The sequence below is a fragment of the Pseudomonas urmiensis genome (genome assembly GCF_014268815.2).
In the GTDB taxonomy this organism is placed as follows: domain Bacteria; phylum Pseudomonadota; class Gammaproteobacteria; order Pseudomonadales; family Pseudomonadaceae; genus Aquipseudomonas; species Aquipseudomonas urmiensis.
Map to the genome: position 1 here is coordinate 3268140 of NZ_JABWRE020000001.1, position 25811 is coordinate 3293950.

21 protein-coding genes and 4 pseudogenes are annotated in these 25811 nt (G+C 50.4%); 5 read left to right on the forward strand and 20 right to left on the reverse strand.

Features of this window, described 5'->3' with window-relative positions; translation table 11 throughout:
- Positions 1 to 81 precede the first annotated feature (81 nt).
- From HU737_RS14735 to HU737_RS26220, 4 genes and pseudogenes are all read right to left on the reverse strand, one after another.
- The gene (locus tag HU737_RS14735) at positions 82 to 843 is read right to left on the reverse strand and encodes a hypothetical protein (protein WP_186556886.1); all 762 of its coding nucleotides are present in this window, start codon (positions 841 to 843) and stop codon (positions 82 to 84) included.
- A 314-nt stretch (positions 844 to 1157) separates the two neighbouring features.
- Positions 1158 to 2972: an ATP-binding protein gene (locus HU737_RS14740; protein ID WP_186556887.1), complete on the reverse strand. Its 1815-nt coding sequence runs from the start codon at positions 2970 to 2972 to the stop codon at positions 1158 to 1160.
- Complete coding sequence (locus HU737_RS14745; RefSeq protein ID WP_186556888.1) at positions 2972 to 4102, reverse strand: SIR2 family protein; 1131 nt, start codon at positions 4100 to 4102, stop codon at positions 2972 to 2974. Before HU737_RS14745 ends, HU737_RS14740 begins: the two co-directional genes overlap by 1 nt.
- A 217-nt stretch (positions 4103 to 4319) precedes the next feature.
- Positions 4320 to 4726 (reverse strand): annotated as a pseudogene (locus HU737_RS26220) (IS5 family transposase); the annotation flags it as partial.
- Here HU737_RS26220 and HU737_RS26345 point away from each other — a divergent pair.
- Together HU737_RS26345 and HU737_RS26425 are read left to right on the forward strand one after the other, a co-directional pair.
- Entirely contained in the window at positions 4678 to 4980 is a 303-nt protein-coding gene (locus HU737_RS26345) for a hypothetical protein (protein ID WP_186556966.1), read from the forward strand. The pseudogene HU737_RS26220 and the gene HU737_RS26345 overlap by 49 nt on opposite strands.
- Positions 4981 to 5228: 248 nt before the next feature.
- Positions 5229 to 5405 (forward strand): annotated as a pseudogene (locus tag HU737_RS26425) (DUF2026 family protein); the annotation flags it as partial.
- A 1597-nt stretch (positions 5406 to 7002) separates the two neighbouring features.
- On the opposite strand, the gene HU737_RS14765 reads toward HU737_RS26425, so the two are convergent.
- Positions 7003 to 8325 carry a hypothetical protein gene (locus HU737_RS14765; RefSeq protein WP_186556891.1) on the reverse strand — a complete coding sequence of 441 codons (1323 nt, stop codon included), beginning with the start codon at positions 8323 to 8325 and terminating at the stop codon, positions 7003 to 7005.
- Positions 8326 to 8604: 279 nt separating this feature from the next.
- Between HU737_RS14765 and HU737_RS14770 the strand changes: the two genes are divergently transcribed.
- Positions 8605 to 8922, forward strand: coding sequence for an SDR family oxidoreductase (locus HU737_RS14770; RefSeq protein ID WP_367616063.1), 318 nt, complete (start codon positions 8605 to 8607; stop codon positions 8920 to 8922).
- A 298-nt stretch (positions 8923 to 9220) separates the two neighbouring features.
- Here the strand turns inward: HU737_RS14770 and HU737_RS14775 are convergent, their stop codons facing one another.
- From HU737_RS14775 to HU737_RS14810, 9 genes and pseudogenes are all read right to left on the reverse strand, one after another.
- Positions 9221 to 9895 (reverse strand): DUF4145 domain-containing protein, encoded by a 675-nt coding sequence (locus tag HU737_RS14775; protein ID WP_186556893.1) that lies wholly within the window; start codon positions 9893 to 9895, stop codon positions 9221 to 9223.
- 406 nt (positions 9896 to 10301) lie between these two features.
- Positions 10302 to 10994, reverse strand: coding sequence for a hypothetical protein (locus HU737_RS14780; RefSeq protein WP_225915756.1), 693 nt, complete (start codon positions 10992 to 10994; stop codon positions 10302 to 10304).
- A 33-nt stretch (positions 10995 to 11027) separates the two neighbouring features.
- Positions 11028 to 11129: pseudogene (locus HU737_RS26430) on the reverse strand (SEC-C metal-binding domain-containing protein); the annotation flags it as partial.
- Positions 11130 to 11339: 210 nt separating this feature from the next.
- Positions 11340 to 12047, reverse strand: coding sequence for a hypothetical protein (locus HU737_RS14785; protein WP_186556894.1), 708 nt, complete (start codon positions 12045 to 12047; stop codon positions 11340 to 11342).
- Between the two features lie 681 nt (positions 12048 to 12728).
- Positions 12729 to 13376 (reverse strand): phospholipase D-like domain-containing protein, encoded by a 648-nt coding sequence (locus tag HU737_RS14790; protein ID WP_186556895.1) that lies wholly within the window; start codon positions 13374 to 13376, stop codon positions 12729 to 12731.
- 377 nt (positions 13377 to 13753) lie between these two features.
- Positions 13754 to 14551, reverse strand: a complete 798-nt coding sequence (locus HU737_RS14795; protein ID WP_186556896.1) for a hypothetical protein — start codon at positions 14549 to 14551, stop codon at positions 13754 to 13756.
- A 534-nt stretch (positions 14552 to 15085) separates the two neighbouring features.
- Positions 15086 to 15745 carry a hypothetical protein gene (locus HU737_RS14800; RefSeq protein WP_186556898.1) on the reverse strand — a complete coding sequence of 220 codons (660 nt, stop codon included), beginning with the start codon at positions 15743 to 15745 and terminating at the stop codon, positions 15086 to 15088.
- 208 nt (positions 15746 to 15953) lie between these two features.
- Positions 15954 to 18446 (reverse strand): nuclease-related domain-containing DEAD/DEAH box helicase, encoded by a 2493-nt coding sequence (locus tag HU737_RS14805; RefSeq protein ID WP_186556899.1) that lies wholly within the window; start codon positions 18444 to 18446, stop codon positions 15954 to 15956.
- Between the two features lie 320 nt (positions 18447 to 18766).
- Positions 18767 to 19324 (reverse strand): recombinase family protein, encoded by a 558-nt coding sequence (locus HU737_RS14810; RefSeq protein WP_225915616.1) that lies wholly within the window; start codon positions 19322 to 19324, stop codon positions 18767 to 18769.
- A 326-nt stretch (positions 19325 to 19650) separates the two neighbouring features.
- On the opposite strand from HU737_RS14810, the gene HU737_RS14815 reads away from it, so the two are divergent.
- On the forward strand, positions 19651 to 20031 hold the full coding sequence (locus HU737_RS14815; protein WP_186556900.1) for a hypothetical protein: 381 nt from the start codon (positions 19651 to 19653) through the stop codon (positions 20029 to 20031).
- Positions 20032 to 20072: 41 nt separating this feature from the next.
- Here HU737_RS14815 and HU737_RS14820 read toward each other — a convergent pair whose 3' ends face one another.
- Both HU737_RS14820 and HU737_RS14825 read right to left on the reverse strand, forming a co-directional pair.
- Complete coding sequence (locus HU737_RS14820; protein WP_086978016.1) at positions 20073 to 20573, reverse strand: hypothetical protein; 501 nt, start codon at positions 20571 to 20573, stop codon at positions 20073 to 20075.
- A 7-nt stretch (positions 20574 to 20580) separates the two neighbouring features.
- Positions 20581 to 21240, reverse strand: coding sequence for an antitoxin Xre/MbcA/ParS toxin-binding domain-containing protein (locus tag HU737_RS14825; RefSeq protein WP_186556901.1), 660 nt, complete (start codon positions 21238 to 21240; stop codon positions 20581 to 20583).
- A 239-nt stretch (positions 21241 to 21479) separates the two neighbouring features.
- On the opposite strand from HU737_RS14825, the gene HU737_RS14830 reads away from it, so the two are divergent.
- On the forward strand, positions 21480 to 21767 hold the full coding sequence (locus HU737_RS14830) for a helix-turn-helix domain-containing protein (protein ID WP_186556902.1): 288 nt from the start codon (positions 21480 to 21482) through the stop codon (positions 21765 to 21767).
- A gap of 408 nt (positions 21768 to 22175) precedes the next feature.
- Here HU737_RS14830 and tmk read toward each other — a convergent pair.
- The 4 genes and pseudogenes from tmk to fabF form a co-directional block, all read right to left on the reverse strand.
- Positions 22176 to 22469, reverse strand: a pseudogene (tmk, locus tag HU737_RS14835) (dTMP kinase); the annotation flags it as partial.
- Positions 22470 to 22478: 9 nt separating this feature from the next.
- Entirely contained in the window at positions 22479 to 23684 is a 1206-nt protein-coding gene (mltG, locus tag HU737_RS14840; protein ID WP_186556904.1) for an endolytic transglycosylase MltG, read from the reverse strand.
- A 3-nt stretch (positions 23685 to 23687) separates the two neighbouring features.
- Complete coding sequence (pabC, locus tag HU737_RS14845; protein ID WP_186556905.1) at positions 23688 to 24509, reverse strand: aminodeoxychorismate lyase; 822 nt, start codon at positions 24507 to 24509, stop codon at positions 23688 to 23690.
- Positions 24509 to 25753, reverse strand: a complete 1245-nt coding sequence (gene fabF / locus HU737_RS14850) for a beta-ketoacyl-ACP synthase II (protein WP_186556907.1) — start codon at positions 25751 to 25753, stop codon at positions 24509 to 24511. The genes pabC and fabF overlap by 1 nt, the downstream gene beginning before the upstream one ends.
- Between the last annotated feature and the right edge of the window lie 58 nt (positions 25754 to 25811).

Here is a 25811-nt window from a genome sequence, read left to right on the forward strand (position 1 = left end):
GCAGCCAGTATCTACTCAACTCACCTCGGACGAGCGAGGCTGTCTCGCATTGAGAAGTAGGAGCTAAAAGCAAACCTCAACTCACACGTGATTTTTCAGCAGGAACCAGCACATGTTGAGCGCAAATGATCGACCAAGACGGGTCATCTGATCCTCAGGGATCCCAACGGGCCTATGAGCACCAGGACTCAGGAACCCAAACACCCCCGCCAACCCCTTCTCCCCCTCCACCGTTATCTCCCCATTGATGCGCAGATACGCAATCACCTCGCCCCATTTAGCAGGGCTGTAGGTTCCTTGGGCGCTGGGTCTGGCAGCAATGTCTCCTGCGACGTCGACAGCCAAGGTTTCGAGCGCCACGCGAGCATTAGTGAGGGCTGCGTTGTAATCCGGGGGCGTAGCCCGAAACGCAGCTGCGGAGTCATTAATCTTGGTTATGATTTCTTCACGCCTCGGCGCACCACAAGCTCTCAAAGCTGCAATCAGATCATCCTCCACAGGTGTGTCAGACAGCGAAGGGTCTGTTTGGACAAGGGCTTTGCCGTCCACCCTGTAACCGTCCAGAACGAGACATTGTTTTAAATCCTGCTCACGCTCGTCAAAGCGATACTTCGGATTGACCCTGGAGCGAAGATCTCCAGCGGTGGCAATGACCTCAGCTAAAATTCGCATCACTGCTTCGCTGGAGCCGGATTGGAGCCCATTGAGAATACCAATGAGCAATTGACTAGGGTGCAGGCTTGTGTGGTTGATGCCGTGCTTGCCGAGCAAGACTGTCGTGTTCTGCGCAGGTTGTAGCTCCAAAAACTGAGCAAGCGAATGGAGCGTCCTTGATCCGATCATTAAGCAGTTCCCCCTTTTGCAATAAGAAATCCACGCCCTGAGGGCCGATGCGAACAGACTCTACAAAATCGTCCCGTACCAGATCAACATCTAACCCTCACGATATACATGCTCGTGCGCTTCACACGCGGCATCAAACGCACGTTATCCGTAAAGCACGGTAGCTCTACAACCATACCCTTGACGTATTTGGCTTCATCTGGGTTGGACATGCCAGTCCTGATACATGCCCGTATCTTCTGCAAAGTGAGCCCTGGGCATGTTTGGCACCCGCGCGGGTATTACTCTCGCCCCACCTAAATATTTCAGTGGAGCTAAACCAAATCGTCGTACGCGAGAACATCGTCCTCTTCAGAGTTTTCTTGAGTGGCCCATAGCGTTTCCAAGTCAACATCATCACTCGCAGGCCTATATTTTTTTATCAGCGGCTCAACCTTCAAAATCATAGGTAGTTCAAATGCAGTGCCCGTCAGGACACAACACCCTTTAGCTAAGGTGGGGATCAACGCCTTCGAAGAAGAGTCTAATGTGCTGATTGTATTATCTAGCAGCATCAGGTCCCGCTCATTCACCAAACGATGAATAAAGAAATTATGGATTTGAGAGACAATGGTTGGAGAGATATCGGCAGGTCTCTGACTGGACAAAGTCAGGTAGACACCGTACTTCCTGCCTTCCTTAATAATTTCCTCAAATAACTCAAGCCTGTAGTCCTTCCACATCTCGTGCTCGCGGGTTGATTGTTCCGAAAGGATGTTATGAGCCTCATCAATTATCAAATGCAGGGTTTTGGTAGGTGGACTACTCAAGCCTTCTGACTCTTTGTGATTCTCATAGAAGTTCTTGGCAATCAGCATTGGCAGTATTTTTTTTACGTCATTTTTGCATTTTTTTAGTGAGATGACGTGCAGTAGATATGGCGGTAGCGGGACATCGACGACCTCAAGTACGTTGCGCAGCCCGGAAATAGATGATCTTGCACGAGCAAGCACAGGCTGAATGTGATCATACTGTGCATAACCCAGCACGACATCCCGGCACAACTGCAAGTAACAGCGTAACATTAGTTCATCGAACTTATCCAAATCATCGAGCTTTGCGTGCTGACTGAGAAATGGTCTCAAGAACGAATTAAAGCTTTTGCCATCCGAATCATAAAAATGCCCCTCAGCTGCTTTAAATGATTTATTATAAGAGTTGTACTTAACCTCCGCCAAGTGCTTTTCCAATGCCGGTGAGCCTATGACCCGAGCTATTTCTCGCGTTAATTCAAGCCCTTCTGGCTTAGGTTCACTTGCGGCAAAAACGCGCTCAAAGGTTTTGACCAGGTAGGTATGCAGTGGAATATCTTTAAACTTTTCTCGCCCCGTGAGCACGCGCCTAAGGAAAGGGGCTTGGGTATTTGCCGTAGCTTGAAATAGCAGGCTCAGTGTATCAGCATCCCAGAAATGACTGCTTTCCAACATGAATTTCTGACCACCCTTCCGAGAGTCAAGAACAGTCACACCCTTATCAAACCCCGAGTGTATCTGACCTTCGGCATACTCACCATTAAAGTCGATTATTACAAATTTACTCTTTCCTCTCAGCCCCTGCACCTTCTCTCTGAATAGCGTAGTGTACAGCTTAGCAAGGGTATTGGACTTCCCACTGCCCGTATTACCAAATATCCCGAGATGGCTATTAAAGAGCTTCGTCCAGGGGAGGCTGATTGAGACATTCTCCTTCAGCATCGTGCCAATAATAAATTTCGAACCCTGTTCTGCGCCGTATATTTTCCCAACTATATCTTCGCTTAGCAGGGATGCCCGATCCCTAATCATCGGCATGTACTTCACGCCTTCGTTAAAATTTCCGTCAATCAAGTAGCCTATTGGTCTCACGTCCACCTTTCGTATGTAGGTGGTCTTCTCGGCCTGCTCATCCAATCTACGCTCATCGAGGTATTCACCTTCAACCAAGCACACGATGTCAATAAAACCACGCTGGATTAGCAAGTGCTCTCTCAACGATACACCGCGATACTTAACGCCATCGTGAAATATCGTTTCTTGGTTAGAATCCTCAAAAATGCGTAAGGAGATTTTCACACCGCTTACAGCGATGACTTCGCCAATTGGGATTGCCATCAGAAAACCTCCGAGGGCATGTATGCCTCCGGCTTGAGCGAAAGGACATATTTATTAAAATTGGTAAAATTTAAGACTGCATTCTCTGGCGGGCCTATAACCTTCACGTTTCGCCAGGGGCTAAAGACCTCCGTCATTTTTTTTGCCGCACGTGAGCTGTATCCACATATGAATGTCTGGAGCTTGGGGTTCGCCAGTGAGCGCTGCACAAGCTTCAAAATGTGCTCATCCGCAAAGGAAAACCCGAAGGTTATAAGAATCGAGTTGGGCCGCTCAAGCTCGTAGCTGAGCAACCTAAGCATTTGATAGTAATGCTCTTCAAATACGGTTTCGTGAAATTTCCACTTTGTGGGGTTTACGATTGGAAGCTTATTGTATTCTCGCCAAAATCTGTCGATCTGCGTACGATTGAAAATCACCGAAGGTATACGGCTGGTTACCGCCCCTTCGGTTTGCAAGTACTGTGAAAATTTCGCAATCTTTCCAACGGTACGGGGATTGAGAATATGTTTGAAATCGTCACGATACCTGACCTCGATACCATCTCCGCTCTTCTCCCAATAGACCGAACCATGGAGATGGACTATATTAAGCTGCGGAACGCCATAGGCAGCACGCTCAAACACGCCTGTCTGGCATTGAAACGTATTGAAATTTCTGGCGTGCAGGTGCTTTTTGTAAAATCCTGAAGTGCCATCATTCACGACAAATTCGTGTGCACCTCTGACCAGCAGACGGTCGGCCGCGTGTGCCAAGCATCCATCATAATTAGTCGTAAAAATGTTAACCTTGCGATTAATATCTTTACGTCTATCGAGAAAACCTAACAATGTACGCAAAAACTTTTCATAGTTATCGAGATTTTCAATTCCCTCTTCAGAGCTGACGGCAGCAGGTGAAAACTTTTGCACTGGGTGAATGCACGTATTGTAATAGTGCATAAATAGCGCAGTCTGCTTTTCAGGCCAAGTTGCGAATTTAGTGGCAAGGGTCTCAATCGTTTCCCAGTTCCCCACAGCATCCTTGACTTGCAAACTCAAAGTGGGAAACAGGTCCGCTGAGGCTCCGGAACCAATTAGGATATTAATGTTCTTATTATATATATCGACCGCTTCAATTGGCTCAAACATGCGCCCTACCTGTCCTTAGTCCTAGTTCTTTCTCTCATGCGTCCAGCACGGTGCTGCAACTACCCTCGCCCCTCTAGACTGAACGCCACTATTTTGCCACCACGCAGCCCACTCTCACAGGTCAACCATGGCAGGCGCAAACGTATTTGGCAAAGCCATCACGCCTAGCAACCCAAGCGGGTAGCATAAGTACCTACCGGGACCGTGATACCGTATCTGGACGACCCCGCTGACTGGGGATGCTGACGTCATCCAGTTGAGGCTCGGCATAGCTGATGTTGCTGGCTCGACCGCCAGAAAGGAGGAAACGTAAAGGCATGCCGTTGGCGTCAAAGAGAATATGGATCTTGGTAGTCAAGCCTTCGCGGCTGCGGCCTAGCGCATGGTCAGCAAGTTTATCAGCCCCCCTTTTTTTCCGGTGCCTGCTGAGGCTCGGGTGGCACATATTGCGGTTGAGTCGATCATCCAGGTTTGCACATCGATCAAGCCTTGCTCATTTAAGCTCAAGTGCAAGCGTTTGAACTTCTGATCGAATCCCCCCTGGTTTCGCCAGCCCCGAAACCGTTGATACACCGTTGACCACGGATCGAGGCGTTCCGGCATATCTCGCCACGTTGCACCTGCTTCGACAGCAGATCGCGATCGTCAATGCGATCAAACGCCGCTTCGAAAGCTCACTTTTTGAGATCAAGCAACTCGTACAGGCTGACGTCCTCGACGACGAGCTGGATAGCGTGAGAGGCCTGCTGAAAAATGGCTACACACGCGCTGCCGGCGCTGTAGCCGGGGTCGTTCTGGAAGGCCACCTCAAAGAACTAGCGGCAAGCACAACCTGCCTAAAACAGCAAAAACTATCAATCCAATTAATATCGCGCTGAAGGTCGCAGATGTGATTGATCTTGCTCAATCCAGCCATATCGATTTCCTCGGAGACATCAGGAATAAGTGTGGACATAAGAGCACTGCCGAACCTACACCTGCCGAAGTGGAAGACCTGATCACTGGGGTAGATAAGGTGATCAAAACGATTTTCTAGCGCCGTACAGGCGCACTATTGAGAAAGGTCGCAGCGAAGGTAGCCTGAAGCACCTAGGCGAAACGTAATGCCTCGTCTCGTCTCGGCGCTTATCTGGAGCGGCGGGTTGCGCAGAGCCTTCTACAGAAGGACGTGTTCAACGCTTGCGTGACCTGGTATACGCGCCCACCTCAGACCCTCCCGGCGTGGATCATGATGAATGATATGAAGGGAAAGTTCGCCAAGGTAAGGCTGAACGAGGCATGGGTGGCCGGTGCCTGTAACTAAGTGCTACCAGTCACTTGATGATTTTAGTTGTTTTCGAACTCAAATAGGCAAGCGCCAATAGATCAACCGCAAAAAAATCATCTGGGAAGACTTAGGCTAATTTACAAAAAAATGATTGAGAATCCAACGGCGCTCGCATACTAATCAGGATGCAAAACGACGCCGCCCCACCAAATAGACATCAGCCCATTGCCACCTAAATTGCAATTAGCGATCTGCAAATGGGCTGTTGTTAAATCCGGGTAGTGGAGACAATCGTTACATACCTGTATTTTTTGGCGTATTTCTTCCGAGCTTCCATTTCAGCTACGAGAGCGCTCAACACGGACGACTCGTAATGCACCACCTGGTAATCACCTTCGTAGACATTTGTGACATGTAGCTCTACACGGAGCTTGGACGAGTAACCCACAGTCGCTTTTTGCTTGGGTGCTGGACCACTCACCACTAGTGACTCTGCCCTCTCGCTAACGTTAGCGGAGCCACCGAAGAGCGCACGACGCATCTCTTCCTCAAGAGAATCAGTGCTCATTTGAGACCTCTTTTTTATTGCGTAATCTGGTGCGGTGAAGCCATATTAGCGGTGTAGCACCGGGGGGCTGGGATCGACTGGAGATATCGCTCGCGATGGCTCGCGAATGAACCCAAGGTAGGATTTGCTTTTTCAGGACCTGGGGCAACCTCGGAACACAGGCTGACGAAAGACAGCCTGCCGGCTAGTAAGCAATTTTTTCGCGCGCACGCGCTCTTCTTTGAAATCAAAAAAGCTATACCCCGGCTAACGCCGGGAATGAACCCAGCAGAGGATTCAGTCCTGCTCCTCCAGCGGAAGCGGAGCTAAAGTCAAGTGCATTATATAGAATCTGTCAAGTTAAATCAATGAAAAATAAGGTTTTTTTATGGCACCTCACCCCTCACTGCTTTTGCTTTCTTTGCTTTGTGAAAAAGAAAGGCAAGGGTCAAATATGATCCTGTAACGCGCTGAGACACCCATATTTTCAACTCAATGGTCGTGGCACCCCTACCCCCCAAGGGGTCATAGGCAATCACGCTTAAAACGCAATTCATGAGCTTTGGCCGGTATTCCCACAGGTGTACGCTAGGAGATGACCACACCGCTGGGGCCATCCTGCGAGCCTGGCGAGCAGCTCCAGCCTATCACCCGTGACACGACCAAAACCACGCCTGAAGCCCTTATAGCCTTGCCCAAAACCTCATTTGGTAGGGCATTCTAAAGGCAGGGAGAGCAGCCTCCTGCCGAGTGCGCCACTAACCTAGTGCATCAGCGACACAAGCCACGGTTTTGCCTCCTCTCAAAAAGTCAGCTTGTGCGACTAACGTGCCTTTGTGGCCCGATGACTGCTCGCTGTGAGTGGAACAGTCATCGGGCCGCAAAACCTCCACGCGAACGACAAGGTTCAAAAGTCATGACTGAAACGACCGCCGTCATATCTATGAGCCCCTTAATGTAAGCCAGCCCAGTATCTAGGAATTTACATCTCACATAGCAAAAAATGGACATTGTGATTTTTGCTAACTCGTTGTTTTTCCTAATTCAGCATGTCCATCCACCCCCTTTACACCTACCAATACAAAACTAATATTTAGCATATTCAGGAAATGCAAACAACTCTCTACTTCTTGCACGTTCGAGCCAATGCAATGCTCTTTCGACGCCATATCGCGCGATAATCTCCTCAGCCAGATCAACACACCCGAGGGCAAAAAGTGACATCACGATGTTATCCAGCGCATTAGTCTTATTAAATATGTGAAAAAAGCTCTTTTTAACCTGTTCCTCGCCCCAACGAAAATAAGCCTGGCTTTCGGAGAGTTCTGACTCATACAACCTGCCATAATACTCAACATACTCTTTGTCTCGCGCAAAATAGAACAAGGTATGAATTCCTGCAAGAAACTCTGCTGAGATCACCTTCGAAAAATGAATCCAAACATTCTTCCCCGACTCTACCCGCTGAATCATTTCCTGAATTAGCTGCTTCGTATCCGCCTCTGAAAATCTAAAAACTTCTTCACCTTCAGGCTCACGCTGTATATCAGGATTCTCTGGGACCCAATAATCAAAAAACTCTAACAACTGCTCACGAACAAGCCCCTTTAGTGGAAGAGGAGCACCAATGAGCGAGCTTAGATAATAGTGCGACTTTATTTTGTCAATAGCCCTTGAAAGCTCTCTACTGCCAACATCATATTTATCCATCAAGCTACGCTTTACGGCGCCAAACTCTGGATTCGACCAAGTCGCTATAGCTGGCAACTCCAAGGCCAATCCATACAACATCGGGCGAGAAAAACTCAATGTAAATGTGCCTTGGAAGTATTCTTCTCGAAGCCAAACGTTTAGGCTATGAAGTAAATCGAGACCCTTTTCAAGCTCAGCAAATTTTATTTTTAGGCGGCAGAAATTTATACTAGCGACATCTGTTAGGTGCTTCTGATTATCGTTGCTTTCTGGGTATCTAAAGACTTGCCCAGTTGCATCAACCTCTGCAATATCACTGATGGTTGAATCAATTTTATCATTTATTTCTGTGTACCGCTTATCTAGCGCTTCCGACTCACGCTTAAAGAAGCTCCAAATATTCCCAATATCATGGGAACCTACCAAGTCAAACTTGAGAGCCTGCCCTTTTGCAGTGGAGACATGAGCCAGCTCCTCAATAGCTCCTTTCAACCTCAACTCGACTGAATGACGCATATTAAAGCAAACAGGATAGACGAAGTCATCTACACTAAAATCGTATCCACGACCTGCAATCACTTGATCAATCAAAACATTTGCAGCTTTTGAAAAACCCTTCGCATAATCGTAGTAACCAGGGCTTCCATTATTCCCTACACAGGCATTTGCCCAACCAGGATCAGCACCACAAAAAGTTGCATTCTTATAAGCCCGCATTATAGCCCCAAATAACTAACAAATCTTACCACGTGTAATGGAATGGATAGCTCTACCACACGCAGGGCAGTTACCGGGCGATGACTCTCCCGGATTCCCCAGCGTGCCTCATTCTACGTTTGCGGACCGTCCAATTCCCATAGCGATCATCCCAAAATAGTAATTCACTCTCTGACGCAGTATCCGTGCAAATGGAGGGACCTCTCCCTCAGCTTTCACTAGAAGGTGATTCTTCAGGTCCTCTGACCAGTCATACTCGCCCTGAGGAGAGTTACAAACATCCTGGAGGAAACTGAGGATGAATTCGACCTGACCATGCATATAAACGTAAAAGATGGATGGCACGGCTCCAAGTATGCGATTGCGCGGATGATGAGGCAGCAAGCCTCTGCGGGGCGTCCGCGAGGCCGAATCATCAATATTGCGTCTATCAGAGGTCTGGTTGGGATAGCGCAGCAGCCTGCTTATTGCGCGTCGAAAGGCTCGGTTGTGAACCTCACCCGCCAGCTTGCTGTGGGCTTCGGCCGCACGAACCGCCACCACGCATGGTGGTTCGTGTGGCAGGGGGCTTTTTCTTTAGAAATGCCAGGCGGATGATCTGATAAAATTCATCACGCAATCTCAATGCTAGCCAAATGCGCTCACGATTAGAGCTGCCTCTGCGAAAGGCAGCTTTGGGTCAATAACAGCCATTCCCGACAGGCCGCTAACGATCCAGAGCTGCCCTTCGGTGAGCGCAGCACTCGGCCAAAAGCGATCGCTCACTTAAGACGGCTTTCGATCTCAAACGGCCTCTGACGATTGGTTAAGGCACTGATTTTAGCTTGTCCATGTGAGCGAAGCGAACGATGTCAATCATTTGTTAGGCCGTGAAGGCGCGAGAGACGAATGACACTCATACAATATCTTTGAAACTTCGTGCCATTGCTACGGCTTGTTCGTATGTGATATCTGGCGCCGTTGTTTTCATCAATCTACGTGCTGCTATCTCAATTTCCTGTTCACTGGCATCTGCGCATATTGGTACTTGCTCATACTCCGGAATCATTCGTGAGAAGGTGTGAGCAATGCACAAATGAATAGTAGCTGCAATGCTTTGTATTTTCATGATGAAACCTTCCCGGATGGATTTCTGTGACACATCCAAACCTGGTAGAAGATTTGTTACCTGTTGCTTTATTTTGGTTGATTCGAAATCTAACGGCTCGTGAAGATGAGCAAATTCGTTTCTGATTTTGCGAATAAGATCAAGTGATTTATGAATCTCCTCCGGTAGCAGCCCCAAAGCAGCAGACATCTTTATCTTTGATGAAAATGTTCCTACCGGCCCATTGAAATCAAATAGCGCGGCTCTGGCCCTCGCGCCTTGCTTTACAAAGAAGCAGCCCAGCAGCTCGTTGATTTCATTCTCAAGGTATGCAGCTGCCACTAGAGCGCACCCACGATCCGATTCTTTTTCTAGTTCGGCACCAATCCTAAACAGATTTTTTACCCGTTGCTTTGTACCAGGCACTAGTAAGTCGAGGCCATCTTGAAACTCAGGATCAATAAATTCAGAATCTTGTGCCATTTGGACGACTCACTGCAATTAAGTTGAGGCTAACTGTAAGCGGAATACACAAACAGCGCAACAATTACAGTCCATTTTGTTTGAAAAACTCCTTACCTACTAATAATTCATTCAGATGCTTGCAGGAAGACGTCAAAATGCGGCAAAAGCATGACCGGAACCGAGATTACGAAGTAGATAGTAGTGTGCCGAAGGCCTGTTTTTGGTCGGCCAGTGCTATTAGTTACAAGTCTTTAGATACCTTCCCAAAAGGACCGCTTTGGCTGTTTTTTGCCGGCGGTCACCTTCCGCTATGAAGTGCCCCTGGTAGAGAATGGTGCACTCGCGAGTACCGCATTTATTGCAGAACAGCTGTGAGCTAAATATAGATTTTTATCGTTCCGTGACGAAGTCATGATCAAATTTATCAAATAGCACCTGGAATTAAACTTTTCGTATTTCTCTCAAACCACACAAAATTTCGAACCTCCAATATTATTAAAATCAATACGGCCGACCATTCTTGGGAATCATAATTTACACTCATCCCGTGTAGGATTGGATTTCTGTTGAAGCTGGATTGACTCTGCTGGCCTTCAAAAAGTTTACTTATAAAGGCATTGAAATATTGCGCATCATCGGACATATTGAATAGTAGCCTGCTATTCCAAATTTGCGTAGACACATTAGGCCTAAATTTATCTGCCAGCTTCATTCCACCATATTCTCTCAGTATCCCCTCCACCTGTGCGAAAAGCACCGGAACTGATAGCGTATATTTACCATTGAAGTGAGCCTCAACCGCATCTTTCAGTATCCGCTCTCTTGATTCAAATGCCGAATGCATCGTGGCCGCATCATCTATATAAAATACGACATCTTCATATTTTAATCTTTGTATATACCTTTCAACTAGATGGTTTTTGGTCAGCGCTCCACGCTGTAGAAGCTCATTAAACTCGATTGAATCTCCGACAGTAAGGGTGGTACCAAAGAAATAAAGATCATTGTCTTTAAAGAAATTCAGTAGCGGTATTCTAGATCTCGCAAGAATATTCATGTAGTCACTTGAAAGATCAACTTCTTTCTCTAAGCCACAATCCCCATGCAAATTTTTCATTTTGATGATCCTTGGCCGCTCCTCCTTGCCTATACAGCAGTACTTGTATTTCAAGCCTGACTCACAAGGGCACGAAGTATTTCTTCCTATTTTTTTCATAATTATATCCGCATATCGTCCTGACGTATATGGCATGGGCAACAGCTGCACCACAACGCCTTTATCGGTCTCGCTAGAGATTTTAATATATTCCTCGCCATTTTTATATATCTAAGCACATTCCTCCATCCTTCCTCTGACTTTCAATGGGAGTTATACACCATAGTGGATCGGTTTTCTTGATGGATCAGGTGCGAGAGGCAATTTGCATGCAATACTATTGCTTCTAGCGCCTTCAACCACCCCTCACTTTTCTATTTTATTAATTCTTTTTAGCACATCATTCATCCCTGGCCACGGTATGTCGTTTTGTTTATTTCCAGGCTTTTTGAACCAGCTATCAAAACTCTCTTTTTCTTTCTTTGTCATGAGCTGATAGATTTCCAGCATCTCTGGAGTTAGCGAAGCTGCTTGAATGGCCATTTTGGTTCTGACTATATCAATGAATTCACGGAACATTTCTGCTGTAATTGCAAGGGCACCAGGCGCTAGTTTCCAAGTAAGCACCTCAAACTGATACCCGTCCTCGGGTATTATGGACTTATTATGAATAATACAGTGCCTTATTTTACGCAAATCTCCCATCAGTGGCGCAATCAGTGCGCCAGCTTCAACCTCTGCTGCTTTGGCTATTTTATGCCTATAAGTTTCGTCCCATAGCGAATAAATGCTACACAATAACGACTTGCAAAGCTCATTAACAAAGAAGCCATTTTTCTTTGATTTTTCGACAAACATCGAAACATCCATTCTGGCATGATACTTCGGATCGGACTTCGTATCAGATGCTATCCAGATTTTCTGACCAGGCTTCGCCTTTTCCTTTGCTACGAGGTCTCCATTTGTTTCTATTCCATTAGAGGCAAACATCAAGCAGAATAAATATTCTCCGCAAGTATCCTGAAATTCTTCAACCATATCGTTAACTGCGCTTTTTTTCGATTTACTTTCCATTTCTGATCTCGACCATCAAAAATTCCTTATTTTATCTAGGCATGCTTGAGTCTTTACGCCATGATATGATACTTACGAATCGCATGCACACCATACGATGCCCTCTATGGCCTCTATACGATGCTGACAGCAATGGAATAACGTATAGGGAAACGTGCGAAGACCGTTGCTACGACGCGCTATGGAACAGTCTGCAACCACGGCCCACTTTTACAAACCCATCTTTATTACCCCATGGAGGACACCGCATAGACCACATTGCCAATATTACCATATACCTCGGAGCAGGAAATTAGTAGGCCAAAGCGTCGCCTGGAACCAGAAATATCTGTGCCACTTGAGTGGGTTTTCATTACATGGGGAAGACATTGTAGCCATGACCGACTGGTACCGACACTTGGCGGTCAGTAAGAGCCGATAGAAAATCTGTAATTAAGAGTCTGACGATACCTGCGATGAAACCCTCAAAAATCATAGCAACGGTTCAAGAAGGCGTTCCTACACGCTCTGGGCCGATAGCAGAGGCCCATTTTCGGCTGTATTGGCCCGATGTGACCTATCGTAACGCTTTCAAATATCCCCTGCCTTATTGGGATAGGCCTACATCTGGATGCTTGGCAATAGGTGGCGAGACCTAAGCCTAGCTTTTCCTTATAGCTTTAGATAAAAATACGCCAGCCGCTATTCTTCATCATCTTTCAGAGTTTCTAGCGGCAAGCCCATAATGATTTTATATAATTTATTCATTTCTGTTTTTTCTGTTCGATTGCTCCCGGGCCGAACAACCATATCAAGCTCAACATCGTCAGATGAGGCTGGCGAATTTAATATTCCGGATCCCGTAATATCTTCATCCCATAGAAGTGTGTCACTTTCGTAATTCCACGCTTTAATCCCTGCCAAATAAGCTGGCCCGGTAAGGTTGCTACTTCCAAGCAACGCGATTACAGGGGTTGTCCCACTGACCTTAAGCGCTATTTTTGCATGCCAATTTCTATTCGGCGCCACCATTACCTTCAAGTTAATTCCTGTCGACGATAGTTCCCCCTTAAGAAATGAGGCAAAATTGTTAAAGCGGGCTTCCCAATCGATGCCAAGTTCCTCGCTAGTTGACTGGGCAAATTTTCCCGCTAACAAGATAACTGTCCCACTTGGCGCGCATCCTACTTTAATGGATTCGGCGATATCTTGCTGCATTGAGGGGATATCAGAAATATATCCAGAACATAGTAAAAGTGAGTCCCCTTGCGTGGCGCGTATAAGTCGATTCAAATAGATCCGAAACAGGCTATCTTTTCCATTTGAACGAAGAAAAATCCTAGCACCCATAAAGCTTCCTTTTGACTGAGAATAGATCTACCTATTAGTTTCGCTGGCTGCCACTAAGATGCGTTGAAATGATTTCAGTAGCTCGGCACTCCCTCCACAATCTCCCTATATGCAGCCAAAAGTGTTTCGGCGCGAATCTTTCAGCCATGTGCAATCCGTGCAGGGGGCCCCGCATAGCTATAGCCCCATCCGTATCCGGAGCTTCCATCAGGCAGGCACGATCTCTAGCGCCACGCTGATGGGTCTTATTAGGAGAAGGGTCGGAAGCTCTATCATTGCCCCGCGCTATACCTCATCACGACTTAGCCAGAAACACCACCATAGGAGGACTAGCAAACTTGATTAAAGTCGCTAGCGCATCGAAAACTTACCACCATCTATAGTGAGGCCAGATCCCCTTTATAAGGCGACTCGTAACGAGAATCGAACACAACTGCTGCAAACTTGGTCTTTTCAGGAGGCAAAATGGTGATCACATCGGCAACATGCACAGCTTCAGCTAAGCAGTCAGCTAAATCAGACAGATACATCCCTTTTTTCTCTCGCACTTCGTGCCAGTGAGAAAGCCCACCTCCAATGTACAAAAACACTCCATTTGTAACAGCCGCACATCGCAATTTTGAGACTACGCCAACATGATCAGCAATCAGCTGTATCTGGTGGTAGTTCTCGACGAGAATTTTTGTACCCTTCTCCGCACTGCTGATAAGGGTAAGTAAATCATCGAGTGAAATGGGGTCAATTTCCCAACGCAACCAAGGCTCAAAATCCTGGACTGAATCATCGGACACCCCAATCAGGTTTACACCAGTAGTCAAACGTGGCCAGTCGTCATCTTCCATCGCACATTCATCGATAGTGATGAAATCAAGCTTGCTCATCGTCGCAAGCATCTGTCGAACGAAAGCGTGTGGGCTTTGGTTTGGAATGATGATCAACGATGATGTCGCTTCATCACTTTTAGCGTAAGCCCTCTCCAGCAAGATTTGGTTCGCAATCTCGGCGAGAAGCTCGCGCCTCGGGGCATGGCTGCGAGAAGCGACTAAGGACAAACCTGGGTACTCAAGCTGAGGATGGTTGATCCACGCCTTTCTTCGGGACTCTCGCTCACTGAGGAGGTCATCGAGGCGGTCAATCTCGGACGTCAAGAACTCGTTGAATTTTGAAGCCGTCACAGTGCCCTCTGATCCTTTCGATCTATAAATCTTGCACCGCGAGCTATCCTGCGGTGCAGCCTTGATTTCAGAGGGCGTCAACCCTCGATTAGATTTCAACTAGCATGCAACACGGAGCGCGTGCCGCGAATAGCCCCATGAGGGATTATTCTTAACGGCTGCTCCCATTCTAATCTTGTGTGACCACCAGAATAGAGGCTCTCTGACTCGACATTCGCAGCTCATCATCAGGAATGCTGGTGTAAGGGCCTTAGAACTCTGGTGCGTCAGGTAGGTGATCAGGATCATCTCCTCGGCTAAGCGGGTTTTCAGCTAGCGCACACGGGCGAAAGGTGTCCATGATGACGTGTGTATCATCCAGTTGCTCGATGAGTCGTCTCATTTCGCTTTCGGCCAAATCACTTACTAGCTCAACCTCAGCGTCTGGGAACCCGGTATCAGGCAAGATCGTTAGACGTCGCACAGCTCGCATTCCAGGTAGCAGCATCAGATCAAACACGTCTTGGACATGGCCTGCTCTGAACGAGTAAATATTCATTGGATTTGTGGTTCTACTTGATCGTTGGTAGTGAGGGCATGCGCGGCTTGATCAACCCGCAACAAGGCGGAAGTGAAATCGAAGCCCGGTAGCGCACGCTCAAGGTATTTCAGGATTTCTTCCTGATGCGCAACCAGCGCCTGAGGATGAAGCGCCTGAATCTCGGAGAGGCGCGGTTCTCGACCAAGCCGTTGTGCAATGATGAAATCACATAAGAAATTTCGGATGGAGGCGGAGTGCTTCTTTGGATGAAGTCGGTCTGCAACAGAGTTACGAATTTGGAACGTGGGGAATTCCTCCCGGTACTCATCAAGAAGGACGCTCCAGCGGGGGTCCACGACCTCCATTCCTACGAATTCCTTGACCGAGCGAGATGTGGCCTTCCGAACGTTGTACCGTGCCTGGTCTCTTTCCCAAATGCGTTCGTGCTCAGCTTGGCTCTCCTCCTCCAATGCATCCTCTCGCTGATCAAGCCACGCCAGCACTTGATCGGCTGCGGCAATCAAGGGCCCGTCGCTATGCTTGGTGGCGACGTTCTTGGCAAACTGCGCGGCGCCCTTGAGCTGCTCTGCATAGCCGCTGAATTTGGATGGATTACGCCGGTGGCCATCAAGCTGCTCTTCCAAGACCAAACGCATGGTTTCCAGAACGCTCATCCTTCCCCCTCTCCGTTTACTCTAATCCACCTGGCAGTGCCGGCGCGGAACGTACCACGATCGGGCCCTCTCTCAAAGCCGCTGAGTAGAGCTATCCGTCAAACCGCTGGGCACATCCGCTTGCGGTATGGCTCAGTGTGACCAGCGCAGAGATCCCGAGGCGATATGTGTTGCTCCGACAGGAAACATGAGCCTTCAAGCCACACGATCAGTCGTAATTGAACCGCTTCGGCGGTGGGGCATCTGCGTCTTCAACCGGCCGATAGAGCTTCTTGCCAACCCTGACCGCAAAGCCCTTTTCCTTGATGGTGGCGAATGCCATCGCCACGTTAGAGCGCCACTCAGCTGGCGTGACGTTCTTTAGTGACTGGTATCGTTCGTAGATTTCGTCCGCGATTACGTCCACGGAAAGCGCCCCCCCAGCTGGACAGGTTGCGATCCTGGACTGAGCAAAAACAAAAGCCGTCTCATACAATTGACGGCCAGAAGGCATTGCAAGCAGCAAAACTCTATCTCGAACTCGATGTTTTTTAGCATGCCGGAACGATGCAACAGCGGCCACTTCAAGAGGCAGCTGTGACCTTAGTTCAATGCTGCGCTCCCTCGAAAACTGGGAGGTGATAGCACCATCATACGTACAGACCTGAGCCAGGATGTGTGGGTCTGATGGTAGTAGCCTGCTTTCCACAGTGGCACAAAGCGCACAGTGGCTTTCCGGCGAGCTAGTGCAGGGGGTGATGCTGTCGCACGCCTTACATTTCCCCATGACTAAAGGAAGATTGTAATACGATTCAAACTCACCATCCGTAACGGTTGCGACCACATAGAATTTATTAAGTATGTCTTTGAACCACACAAAAACAGGTTGACTAATTACCCGACTCAAATAGTTCACCCATAGGCGCATTTGGCTTTCATGCGTTTCCAGCTCAACAAGCAAGGCCTGCCAGTCTTCGGCCCACATCAGGTCTAGACTTTTCGTCCCTAAGCTTCTTATGTTAGTACTAGCATGCACCAAACTTCTTATGCGGAGAGGCTCTTGAGCCTTTGTTAAGATCGCTTCACTTTCTGAATTTGCTTGAAGTCGAGCTTGGAAACCTAGGTGCCCCTTCCACTCCGGGTTTGTAGCGTTGTAGATAGCGATAAATTTAGTCGTAGCTCGGGAGTAAGCACTAAATAGCTCTGCGGTATCGAGCGCTTCAGCACCCAGCACGATTACAACTGGAGATTCAAGCCCGCGATACTTTGCTATACCCTCAACAGCTAGGTTATGAGAACCTAACATTTCGATGTATTTTCTAGGATCCCTTGAACCGACTAAAATTACAATATCATTGGCATCCACCCCACCAGCCATCAATCTTTCTTTAATACCAAAAAGTTCTTTACCGGGATCTATGGTCACAATTTCAAGTGCTGTGTCTGCCTCAGACAAGCGAGGAGATGATAGCTGGAATTTCGGAGGCATCACTTCTGACAAAATTTCAGTAACAGCCTTTGGCATTCGCAAGACGATGGTGAGCGTAAAGTCATCAACAGCGAGAATTGCTTTCAGTCTCTCAAGAGGTATGCCATTTCGCTCAAAATTAAAAACCTGCGTCTCGTCACAGAAAAACACTTTAGGCCGTTGACCAAACCAATCGATTAAGACTTGGCACCACGACTCTGCCAGAGCTTGAGACTCATCAACAATTAAAGCATCAAATTCACCAAGAAGACCCTGACTAATCCCTAGCTTCAAATCCTCCAGACACTGGACCCTGAACCAAGCCTCGCCTTCGAAAGAACGCTCCAGTGCCCCTGCCGCCATCCGACACAGCCCATGCCACGTCAACACGGTGCAACCATCATAGCCGCCTAGTTGATTTCGTATATGGTCAGTGAGTTTCCCATTGAAAGAAAGTAGCAGTACCCTTTTACCCTCGGCAGTTAATTTTCGCGCAGCTTCGATGGCTAATACGGTTTTCCCCGTACTCGGCCATCCCGTTATCAATGAATTCTGATTCTTCAGCACATATCTAACTACGGAGCTTTGCTCAGCGGTCAATTGAAGCCATGTTTTGTTGTCGTATCGAATTCGGCTCGCCCATGTGGGCTGGCCATCAACCTTCGGTGAGAGGTAGTCAATTAACTCTTGAGCCTTGGATAATCCCAAATCAGGTTGGATATGGGTCCCTTTCCAGTACCTCATAAGCTCGACGACTTTCTGAGCTACGTCCGGATACGCTTCAAAATCTATACAAAGTGATTGTGGCGGATTTGTGCTGTTATCAAACATCCCCGGTAGGTGGGCGTTCCGGAAGTCAGAATTTGGAAAAACAAACCCATAACCGATTCGGAGTCGAAAAGCCGGTTTAGCGCCTAGCCAGGAAGCAAACCCGTGCACACTTCGCTTGATTTGCCCGAGCGGGTCTATTTTGTAGCCATCACGAACATGAACGAAGCAAGAGTTCTCAAACCTATATCTACCGCTTTTGACTTCCAATGCCAAAACGCCATCCTCGGGATGGATGATGAGGAAGTCAATTTCCCCCGTAGGTCGAGATCTATTGTCTAACTTACTCACAGCAGAGCAGAGCCATGGCAAGCTATGAATTACGGTGTAGCTTTCAGACAACTGAGATTTGAAGATTGAATACAGATCCCGCTCGCCAAAGCTGTCTGTGTGGTGCGGGCCATGCTCTGGAATCATCCTTGCCATCTACAACGCTCGCTTCTTGCTGATCTCAGACACCGTTCGCCGCGATGATAGCATTCTGAGATTCAGGCGTGCGCCAAGCGCCCCTCTCCCTCAGCAAGGCAGATCGCCTGGTTACCCTCCATCTGGGGTGTTAACCAGTACTCCCCCTAACGGGGAAATGAACCCAAGGTCACCAAGCCTTGCCTCCTGGATCGATCGTAACCCTGATCCATAAGCACTGATCTGCCGAACACAACAGCGCCTGGTCACATATAGCCGGTAACGGCTACTCCCCCGCTGCCTGGATTCATCGCGAACGTCGACCTCCATAAGCCACTAAGCTACGGCTGTGAGCGGCTTAGGGTTCGGTAGAGTGTTGATCGGTGAACGCCGAGCAATGAAGCCACTTGCGCAACTGATTTGCCTTGGTCGACAAGCAACCCTGCGTGCTCGATCTGGGCTGCTGTTAAGGACGGTTTAGGACCGAACTTGACCCCCCTTCGCTGCGCAGCTTCCCTGCCAGCTCTAGTGCGATCAATGATAAGGCTTCGTTCGAACGTAGCGATCCCAGAGAATATCGTCATGATCATTTGCCCAGCTGCGCTGGTCGTATTGAGCCAAGGCTCGGCGAGCGAGCGCAGCCCTGCTCCCACCCCATTCAAACCATCGGCTATAGAAAGCAGATCCAAGGTGGACCGCGCCAAACGGTCTAGTCGAGTGACCACGACAACGTCGCCTTCTCTCAGGTGATCAAGCAGCCTGAGAAGCTCAGGACGGTCTGTTTTGGCTCCACTGATTTTTTCTTCAAATATTCGGGAACAACCCTCTTGGATGAGTAACTCCCGCTGTATCTGCAAATCCTGACCGTTGGTTGACACCCGTGCATATCCAATATTCATTCTCCGCTCCATTCTTGTCGCATTTATTAGATTCAGCATAACATGACTTGCGACAAACTTATGCAACAAGAGTAGTTCAACAAATATGTTGCAATCGGATGTGTCGCAAAACTTAATACTTATGCGACAAATCACCTCCCATCTTTAAACGACAATACCATTTACGCTCTTCATTCGAAGCGTAAATTATATTAACGCCCAAAACTCAGAGACGGGCGAACAACTCAGCAGCCACCCAATCAAGCATTGCACAGCTCACGCTAATCACATATAAGAGGAGATAGCCCGAGCCACTCCACCCCAATATCATCCGAGGAGAAATACCTATGAGTCCAGAAATCGAAATAGAGCTACACACGAAATACCCAAAGGTCCTTGGGTATATCAATGAAGAAGGAACGTATAAAACTCGCCTATGGGGCGGCTTCCAGTGCGGCGACGGCTGGCATCAGCTTATTGACACCCTGTGCGCTAGTATTCAGGCGCGAGCTGAGGCAACCGGCTTAGAAGTCCACGCAACTCAGATTAAGGAAAAATTCGGCTCCCTAAGATTCTATTTTCAAGGAGGCGATGACCACATCTCTGGAATGATCGATCTCGCCGAGGAACTTTTATCCAAAATCTGCGAAATCTGCGGAAAACCTGGGCAGAAGAAGACTGTGCAAGGGTGGCTCATCACTCGCTGCGATGCGCACACCCCTACGTAAATCTATGGCAGGGATGTGATCAACTACATCCCTGCACCCCGTTACATCCCCGGATCAGCATCGATGCCGTATTCCTCAAGCATCTCATTTATTGCTCCGAAAATCCGAGACTCGTAGATCAGCTCAAGCGGTGCATAAGACACGGCCACCGCTATCTTCATTTCTTCCAAGCTCAAGGTTGCTGGATTGAAGGGCCAAATCTGCAACCTTATAATTTTATGATTACCTGCTTCCGCTCTTTTGAGATCGCCATATTCAAGCATGACGCTCTCGCCCTTGATTTTCTCCCATGCGCTTAGCTCCATACCATAGCTCTTATAATCCCAATCGCCAAGCATAGTGTGCTTAGTGAGGAAGCTATCGCCTACTTCCACTAACCCATCGATATTCAAATCTTGAATCCAATACTCAGCAAGCCTCGGGCTCGAAACCAAGCTCTTCAGCTGAAGATATGCAAAGGTGCCATCGGAGGTAACAGCCATCGCGATCTGATCCAGGAGATCCGGAGCATTCGCCATAATCATCTTAGGAACATCAAACATAGCCACCTCAAGGTAAGATATCTCTAATCTCCTTTCCGATCGCATTCATCAAGCGCGGCAGGTCCGCTTCGGTGATATCAATGGGTGCAAGATTGCCTAGGGCAGACATTGGGGTTTGAAGCCATGCAGCAGCCGCACGCATATCTCCTCCATGTAATTCACAAGCGATAGTGAACACTTTTTTGGCAAGAGAGGCGATGTACTCATCCGTAATATCTTCGGCCGCGACGTGCTCATCGTAATCAGGCGATTTGTACACCATACGCCCCTCCACATTTTTCATTTCTTCGAGCCGCGCGTCTTCCCATGCACCATCTGCTGTGAGATAGGCATAAGCGGATTCATCGCCGTTCTCTGGATCGAATTCTTTCATCGCAATTAGCCTAGAGTAATCCCAGCCCATAGCCTCAGAGCCAGGCTCTCCCACCGGCATCATCAGATAGACGTTTCCATACTTGGTGGTCTCGGATTTGGCATGTATCACCCGTCGGAAGATCAATGGATCCGTAATCAGCATCATCCAGGTGTGGAGATGCTCGCCGTCAGCGCTGTAGTTGCTGGTCGTGATGTAGAACCACCTGCGAGGGCTGTTCAGCATCACGATCTTCCAAGCCTGGAAATCCTCGTGGTCGGAAAGCAGCTGATGAACCGGCATTGTCTCGAACATTCCCTTCCCTCTATCGACTCGTAGATCAGCTGTTGGCGTCCGCTTCGGCGCCGGCTGCTGAACGCCCTTGGGCGGCGAAGCGCGCTACCCATTCACATCCCTGCGTTTATGAGATTGACGTGATTTCACTCCAAATCTCGAAGAAAAACGCCAAGATATATCGTAAGTAGGCGTCTGCGCTCTTTCAATTTAGCGCCTTTCGGCATCAAATACCACTTTGGATATGAGCTTCTTTTTCAATGGAATTTGCAGAGGCTTTTGGCCTGACTTTTCGAAGCCTGCGCGTCCAGCTAGGACTTCCACAGGCACGCTTTCAAAGCGTTGCAGCGATATCGACCCTCAGCCGCATCGAAAGGGGCGTGCAGGTACCGACACTTCCCGTAATCGAGGGGCTGGCGAAGATCCTGGCAATCGAACCGATCGTCCTGCTCGTGCTGACGGCAGCGATGCAAGACGGCACGCTGGAGGGAAAAGCGGTGATTGAGAGGATCGAGAACGATTTGCGCCGCTTGAATCGACTGGAATAATTCTGCGGAAAGTTTTGCCGACCACGTGCTTTGAGCGAGGCAGGATCAGCTGTTGCCGTCATTCAGAGACGTGCAGATAGCTAAGAATGGGAGCCCTTGTCATCGCCTGCTAGAAATGGCTGTGCGAGTACCCTAGATCTGGCGTAGCGACGCGATGTTTACATTTTGCGGAAATCCGCAGGGGCAAAAGTGCCTGGATTGCCTCAAAACGCGTTTACATTCTGATGCTCCAAGGCTCTGAAAGCAGCCAGGTTTACATTTTTTGGTTTTTGGCGGTGGTGAGTAGGTCGGGTAGACCGGAGAAAAGGCTCAGAAGGCCCTGTTTTAGCAGGTTAGAGCAAAGAGGGACGGGGATTTCGTGGGCTGAGGTTTACGTTTACATCCTAGACCCGGAAAAAACAACGTCAGGGTGAAGCGATCGCACAACACCACCGCGCCGCGCGCCAGGGCCGGCCGGATCACCTGGGCCAGGTGCTGGGCACGGGCAGCGAACATCAGCAGCAGCTCGGTATCAGCCGCCATGCACTCGTCACTGGGCGCCAGCAGTAGCTCGCGGATTTGCTCGGCCACGGGCGTACCACCAGGCTCACGGGTCAGCACCACGTCCAGCCCCTGCTCGCGCAGACGCTGCGCCAGGTATTCGCGGTTGGTGCTCTTGCCCGCGCCTTCGGGGCCTTCCAGGGTAATAAACAAGCCGCTCACGGGCAGTCCTTAATGTTGTTCGTCAGGTACCGGCGCATCGGCTGGCACAGGGTCGGTAGCAGGGGCGTCGGCCTCGGGCGCCGGGTTATCGCCTGGCGCTTGGTTGGCGTCGGCCGGCGCTTCACCGTTCTCAGCAGGCGCCTGGCTTGGCGCTACGCCCCCTTCTACCCCTGGCTGGGCCTGTGGCGCGGGGCTGGAGCGGTAGTCGGCGCGGCGCTTGAGTTGGTACTCGCGCACTGCGGTGTTGTGATCGTCGAGGTCGTCGGAGAACACATGGCTGCCGTCGCCACGGGCGACGAAGTACAGGCTGGTGCCATTGGACGGATTCAACGCGGCATGGATCGCCTCACGCCCGACCATGGCGATCGGCGTCGGCGGCAGGCCGCTGATGGTGTAGGTGTTGTAGGGCGTCGGCTCACGCAGGTCGGCACGGGTAATCCTGCCGTTGTAACGCTCACCCATGCCGTAGATCACCGTCGGATCGGTCTGCAGCATCATGCCCAGGCGCAGACGGCGCACGAATACCCCGGCGATCTGCCCACGTTCCTGCGGTATGCCGGTTTCCTTTTCCACCAGCGAGGCCATGATCAGCGCCTGGTAAGGGTCGCGGTACGGTAGGTCGCTGACCCGCTCAGCCCACTCTTTGGCCAGCACCTCTTCCAGGCGCATGTAGGCCTGCTGGAGCAATTCGACATCGCTCATGCCGCGCACGAAGCGATAGGTGTCAGGGAAGAAGCGCCCCTCGGGGAACACGCCGGTATGGCCAAGCTTGTCCATCACCTCAGCGTCGGACAACCCTTCGAGGGTGTGCTTGATCTTTTCGTGCTTGGCCACGGCGGCGCGGACCTGGCGGAATGTCCAGCCCTCGACCAGGGTCAGGTTGTACTGCACCACATCACCCCGACGCCAAGCGTCGAACAGCTGTTCCACAGTCATGCCAGGGGTCAGGCGGTATTCACCGGTATGCAGCGGCGTGCCGGCCATATTGAAGCGCCAATACAGGCGCAGCCAGACCGCGTCGTCCAGCAGCCCTTCGCTTTGCATGCGATAAAACATACGGTTGGGCGTGGTGCCGTTGGGTACGTCGAGCATGCGTTCTTGCTCAACGTGCAGCGGCTGCTCCAGGACCGAATGGACCTTCCAGGCCGACCAGCCCAATGCCAGGCCGGCAAGGATAAGGCCCATTTCCAGCAGCAGCAGGAATTTGCGTCTCACGAATCAGGTATCCAGTAGCGTACGGGCAACGGCCTGCAGTTTACGGGTGAGCGGCCCCGGCGGCCAGTCGAGCGTGTGTGCAGGGCACTCACGCACGGGCCAAATTCCATACACGCTGTTGCAAACGAAGACTTCGTCGGCCTGCTCCAAGTCCGCCAGCTCAAGGTCTCGCACCTCAAACGGGATACCCAGCACTGACGCTTGCTGCAGCAACGCTGCGCGCATCACTCCAGCCACGCCGCAACGACTCAGGTCGGCAGTCAGCAAGACGCCATCGCGAACCAGAAACAGATTGCTGTAGACGCCTTCGATCAGCCGCCCTTGGGTATCACGCATCAGCCCTTCGACATGCTCGGCGTCCTGCCATTCGGCACGGGCCAGCACCTGCTCAAGGCGATTGAGATGTTTGAGCCCGGCCAACAGCGGTTGTTCCGCCAGACGCGTCTGGCAGGCGAACAGGCGCACGCCTTGCTCGGCATTGGCGGCGGGATAAGCTGGCAGCGGGCTGCCTTGCACAATGCGTCGGGCCGGTGATCCGGCAGCAGGCGCATAGCCGCGCAGGCTGTCGCCGCGGGTGAGGATAAGCTTGGCCACGCCATCGCCAAGCTGGCTGGCGTAACGCGTCAGTTCATCGCGAATCAGGGGGAAATCGGCTTCGATCGCCAGGCGCTGGCAACCCAACGCCAGGCGTTCGAGATGCAGCTCCAGCAAGCTCGGCCTGCCGGAGTGCACGGCAATGGTCTCGAACAGACCATCGCCGTATGCCAGCCCACGATTGTGCAGATTCACCGCAGTCGCAGGCTGACCGTCGATCCAGCTGTGCATCAGTCGGCGAACCGGCGGAATACCAGCGAACCGTTGGTTCCACCAAAGCCGAACGAGTTGGACAGCACCACATCGATCGGCATGCTACGAGCTTGATGCGGCACGAAGTCCAGGTCGCAACCTTCGTCCGGCTCATCCAGGTTGATGGTCGGCGGCGCCATCTGGCTGTTGATCGCCAGGACGCTGAAGATCGCCTCCACCGCACCCGCCGCACCGAGCAAGTGGCCGGTCATCGACTTGGTCGAGCTGACTGCCAGCTTGTAGGCGTGCTCGCCGAATACGCGCTTGATCGCGGCCACTTCAGCGATGTCGCCGGCCGGGGTCGAGGTGCCGTGGGCGTTGATGTAGCTGACCTGCTCAGGCTGGATGCCGGCATCGCGCAAGGCGTTGGCCATGCAGCGGGCAGCGCCTTCACCCGAATCAGGTGGCGAGGTCATGTGGTAGGCGTCACCGCTCATGCCGAAACCAACCAGCTCGGCATAAATGGTCGCACCCCGCGCCTTGGCGTGCTCGAGCTCTTCGAGCACCAGCGCACCGGCACCGTCGGAGAGCACGAAGCCATCCCGCCCCTTGTCCCATGGACGGCTGGCCCGGGTCGGCTCGTCATTGCGCGTCGACAGCGCACGCGAGGCGCCAAAACCACCCATGCCCAGGCCACACGCGGCCATCTCGGCACCGCCGGCGATCATCACGTCAGCTTCGCCGTAGGCAATGTTGCGCGCGGCCATACCAATGCAATGGGTGCCGGTGGTACAAGCCGTGGCAATGGCGTAGTTCGGCCCTTGCAGACCCAGATGGATCGACAGGAAGCCGGAAATCATATTGATGATCGAACCTGGCACGAAGAACGGCGAAATGCGCCGCGGGCCCTGCTCGTGCAGGGTCCGGCTGGTTTCTTCGATATTGGTCAGACCGCCAATGCCCGAGCCCATGGCCACGCCAATGCGCTCGCGGTTGGCATCGGTGATGTCCAGCCCTGCGTTGCGCACTGCCTGAAAGCCCGCTGCCAAGCCGTACTGAATGAACAGGTCAAGCTTGCGTGCTTCCTTGGCCGACAGGTACTGCTCGACTTCGAAGCCCTTGACCGAGCCGCCAAAACGGGTTGAGTAAGCGGTCAGGTCCGTGTGTTCGATCGGACCGATGCCACTGCGGCCAGCCAGAATGCCCTGCCAGGTGCTCGGTACATCGGTACCCAGTGGCGACAGCATACCCATACCGGTGACCACGACGCGTCTACGCGACACAGTACTCTCCTCATTTTCTAATAACAGAGTCTCTTGCCATTGCATCCAGGACTCGGAA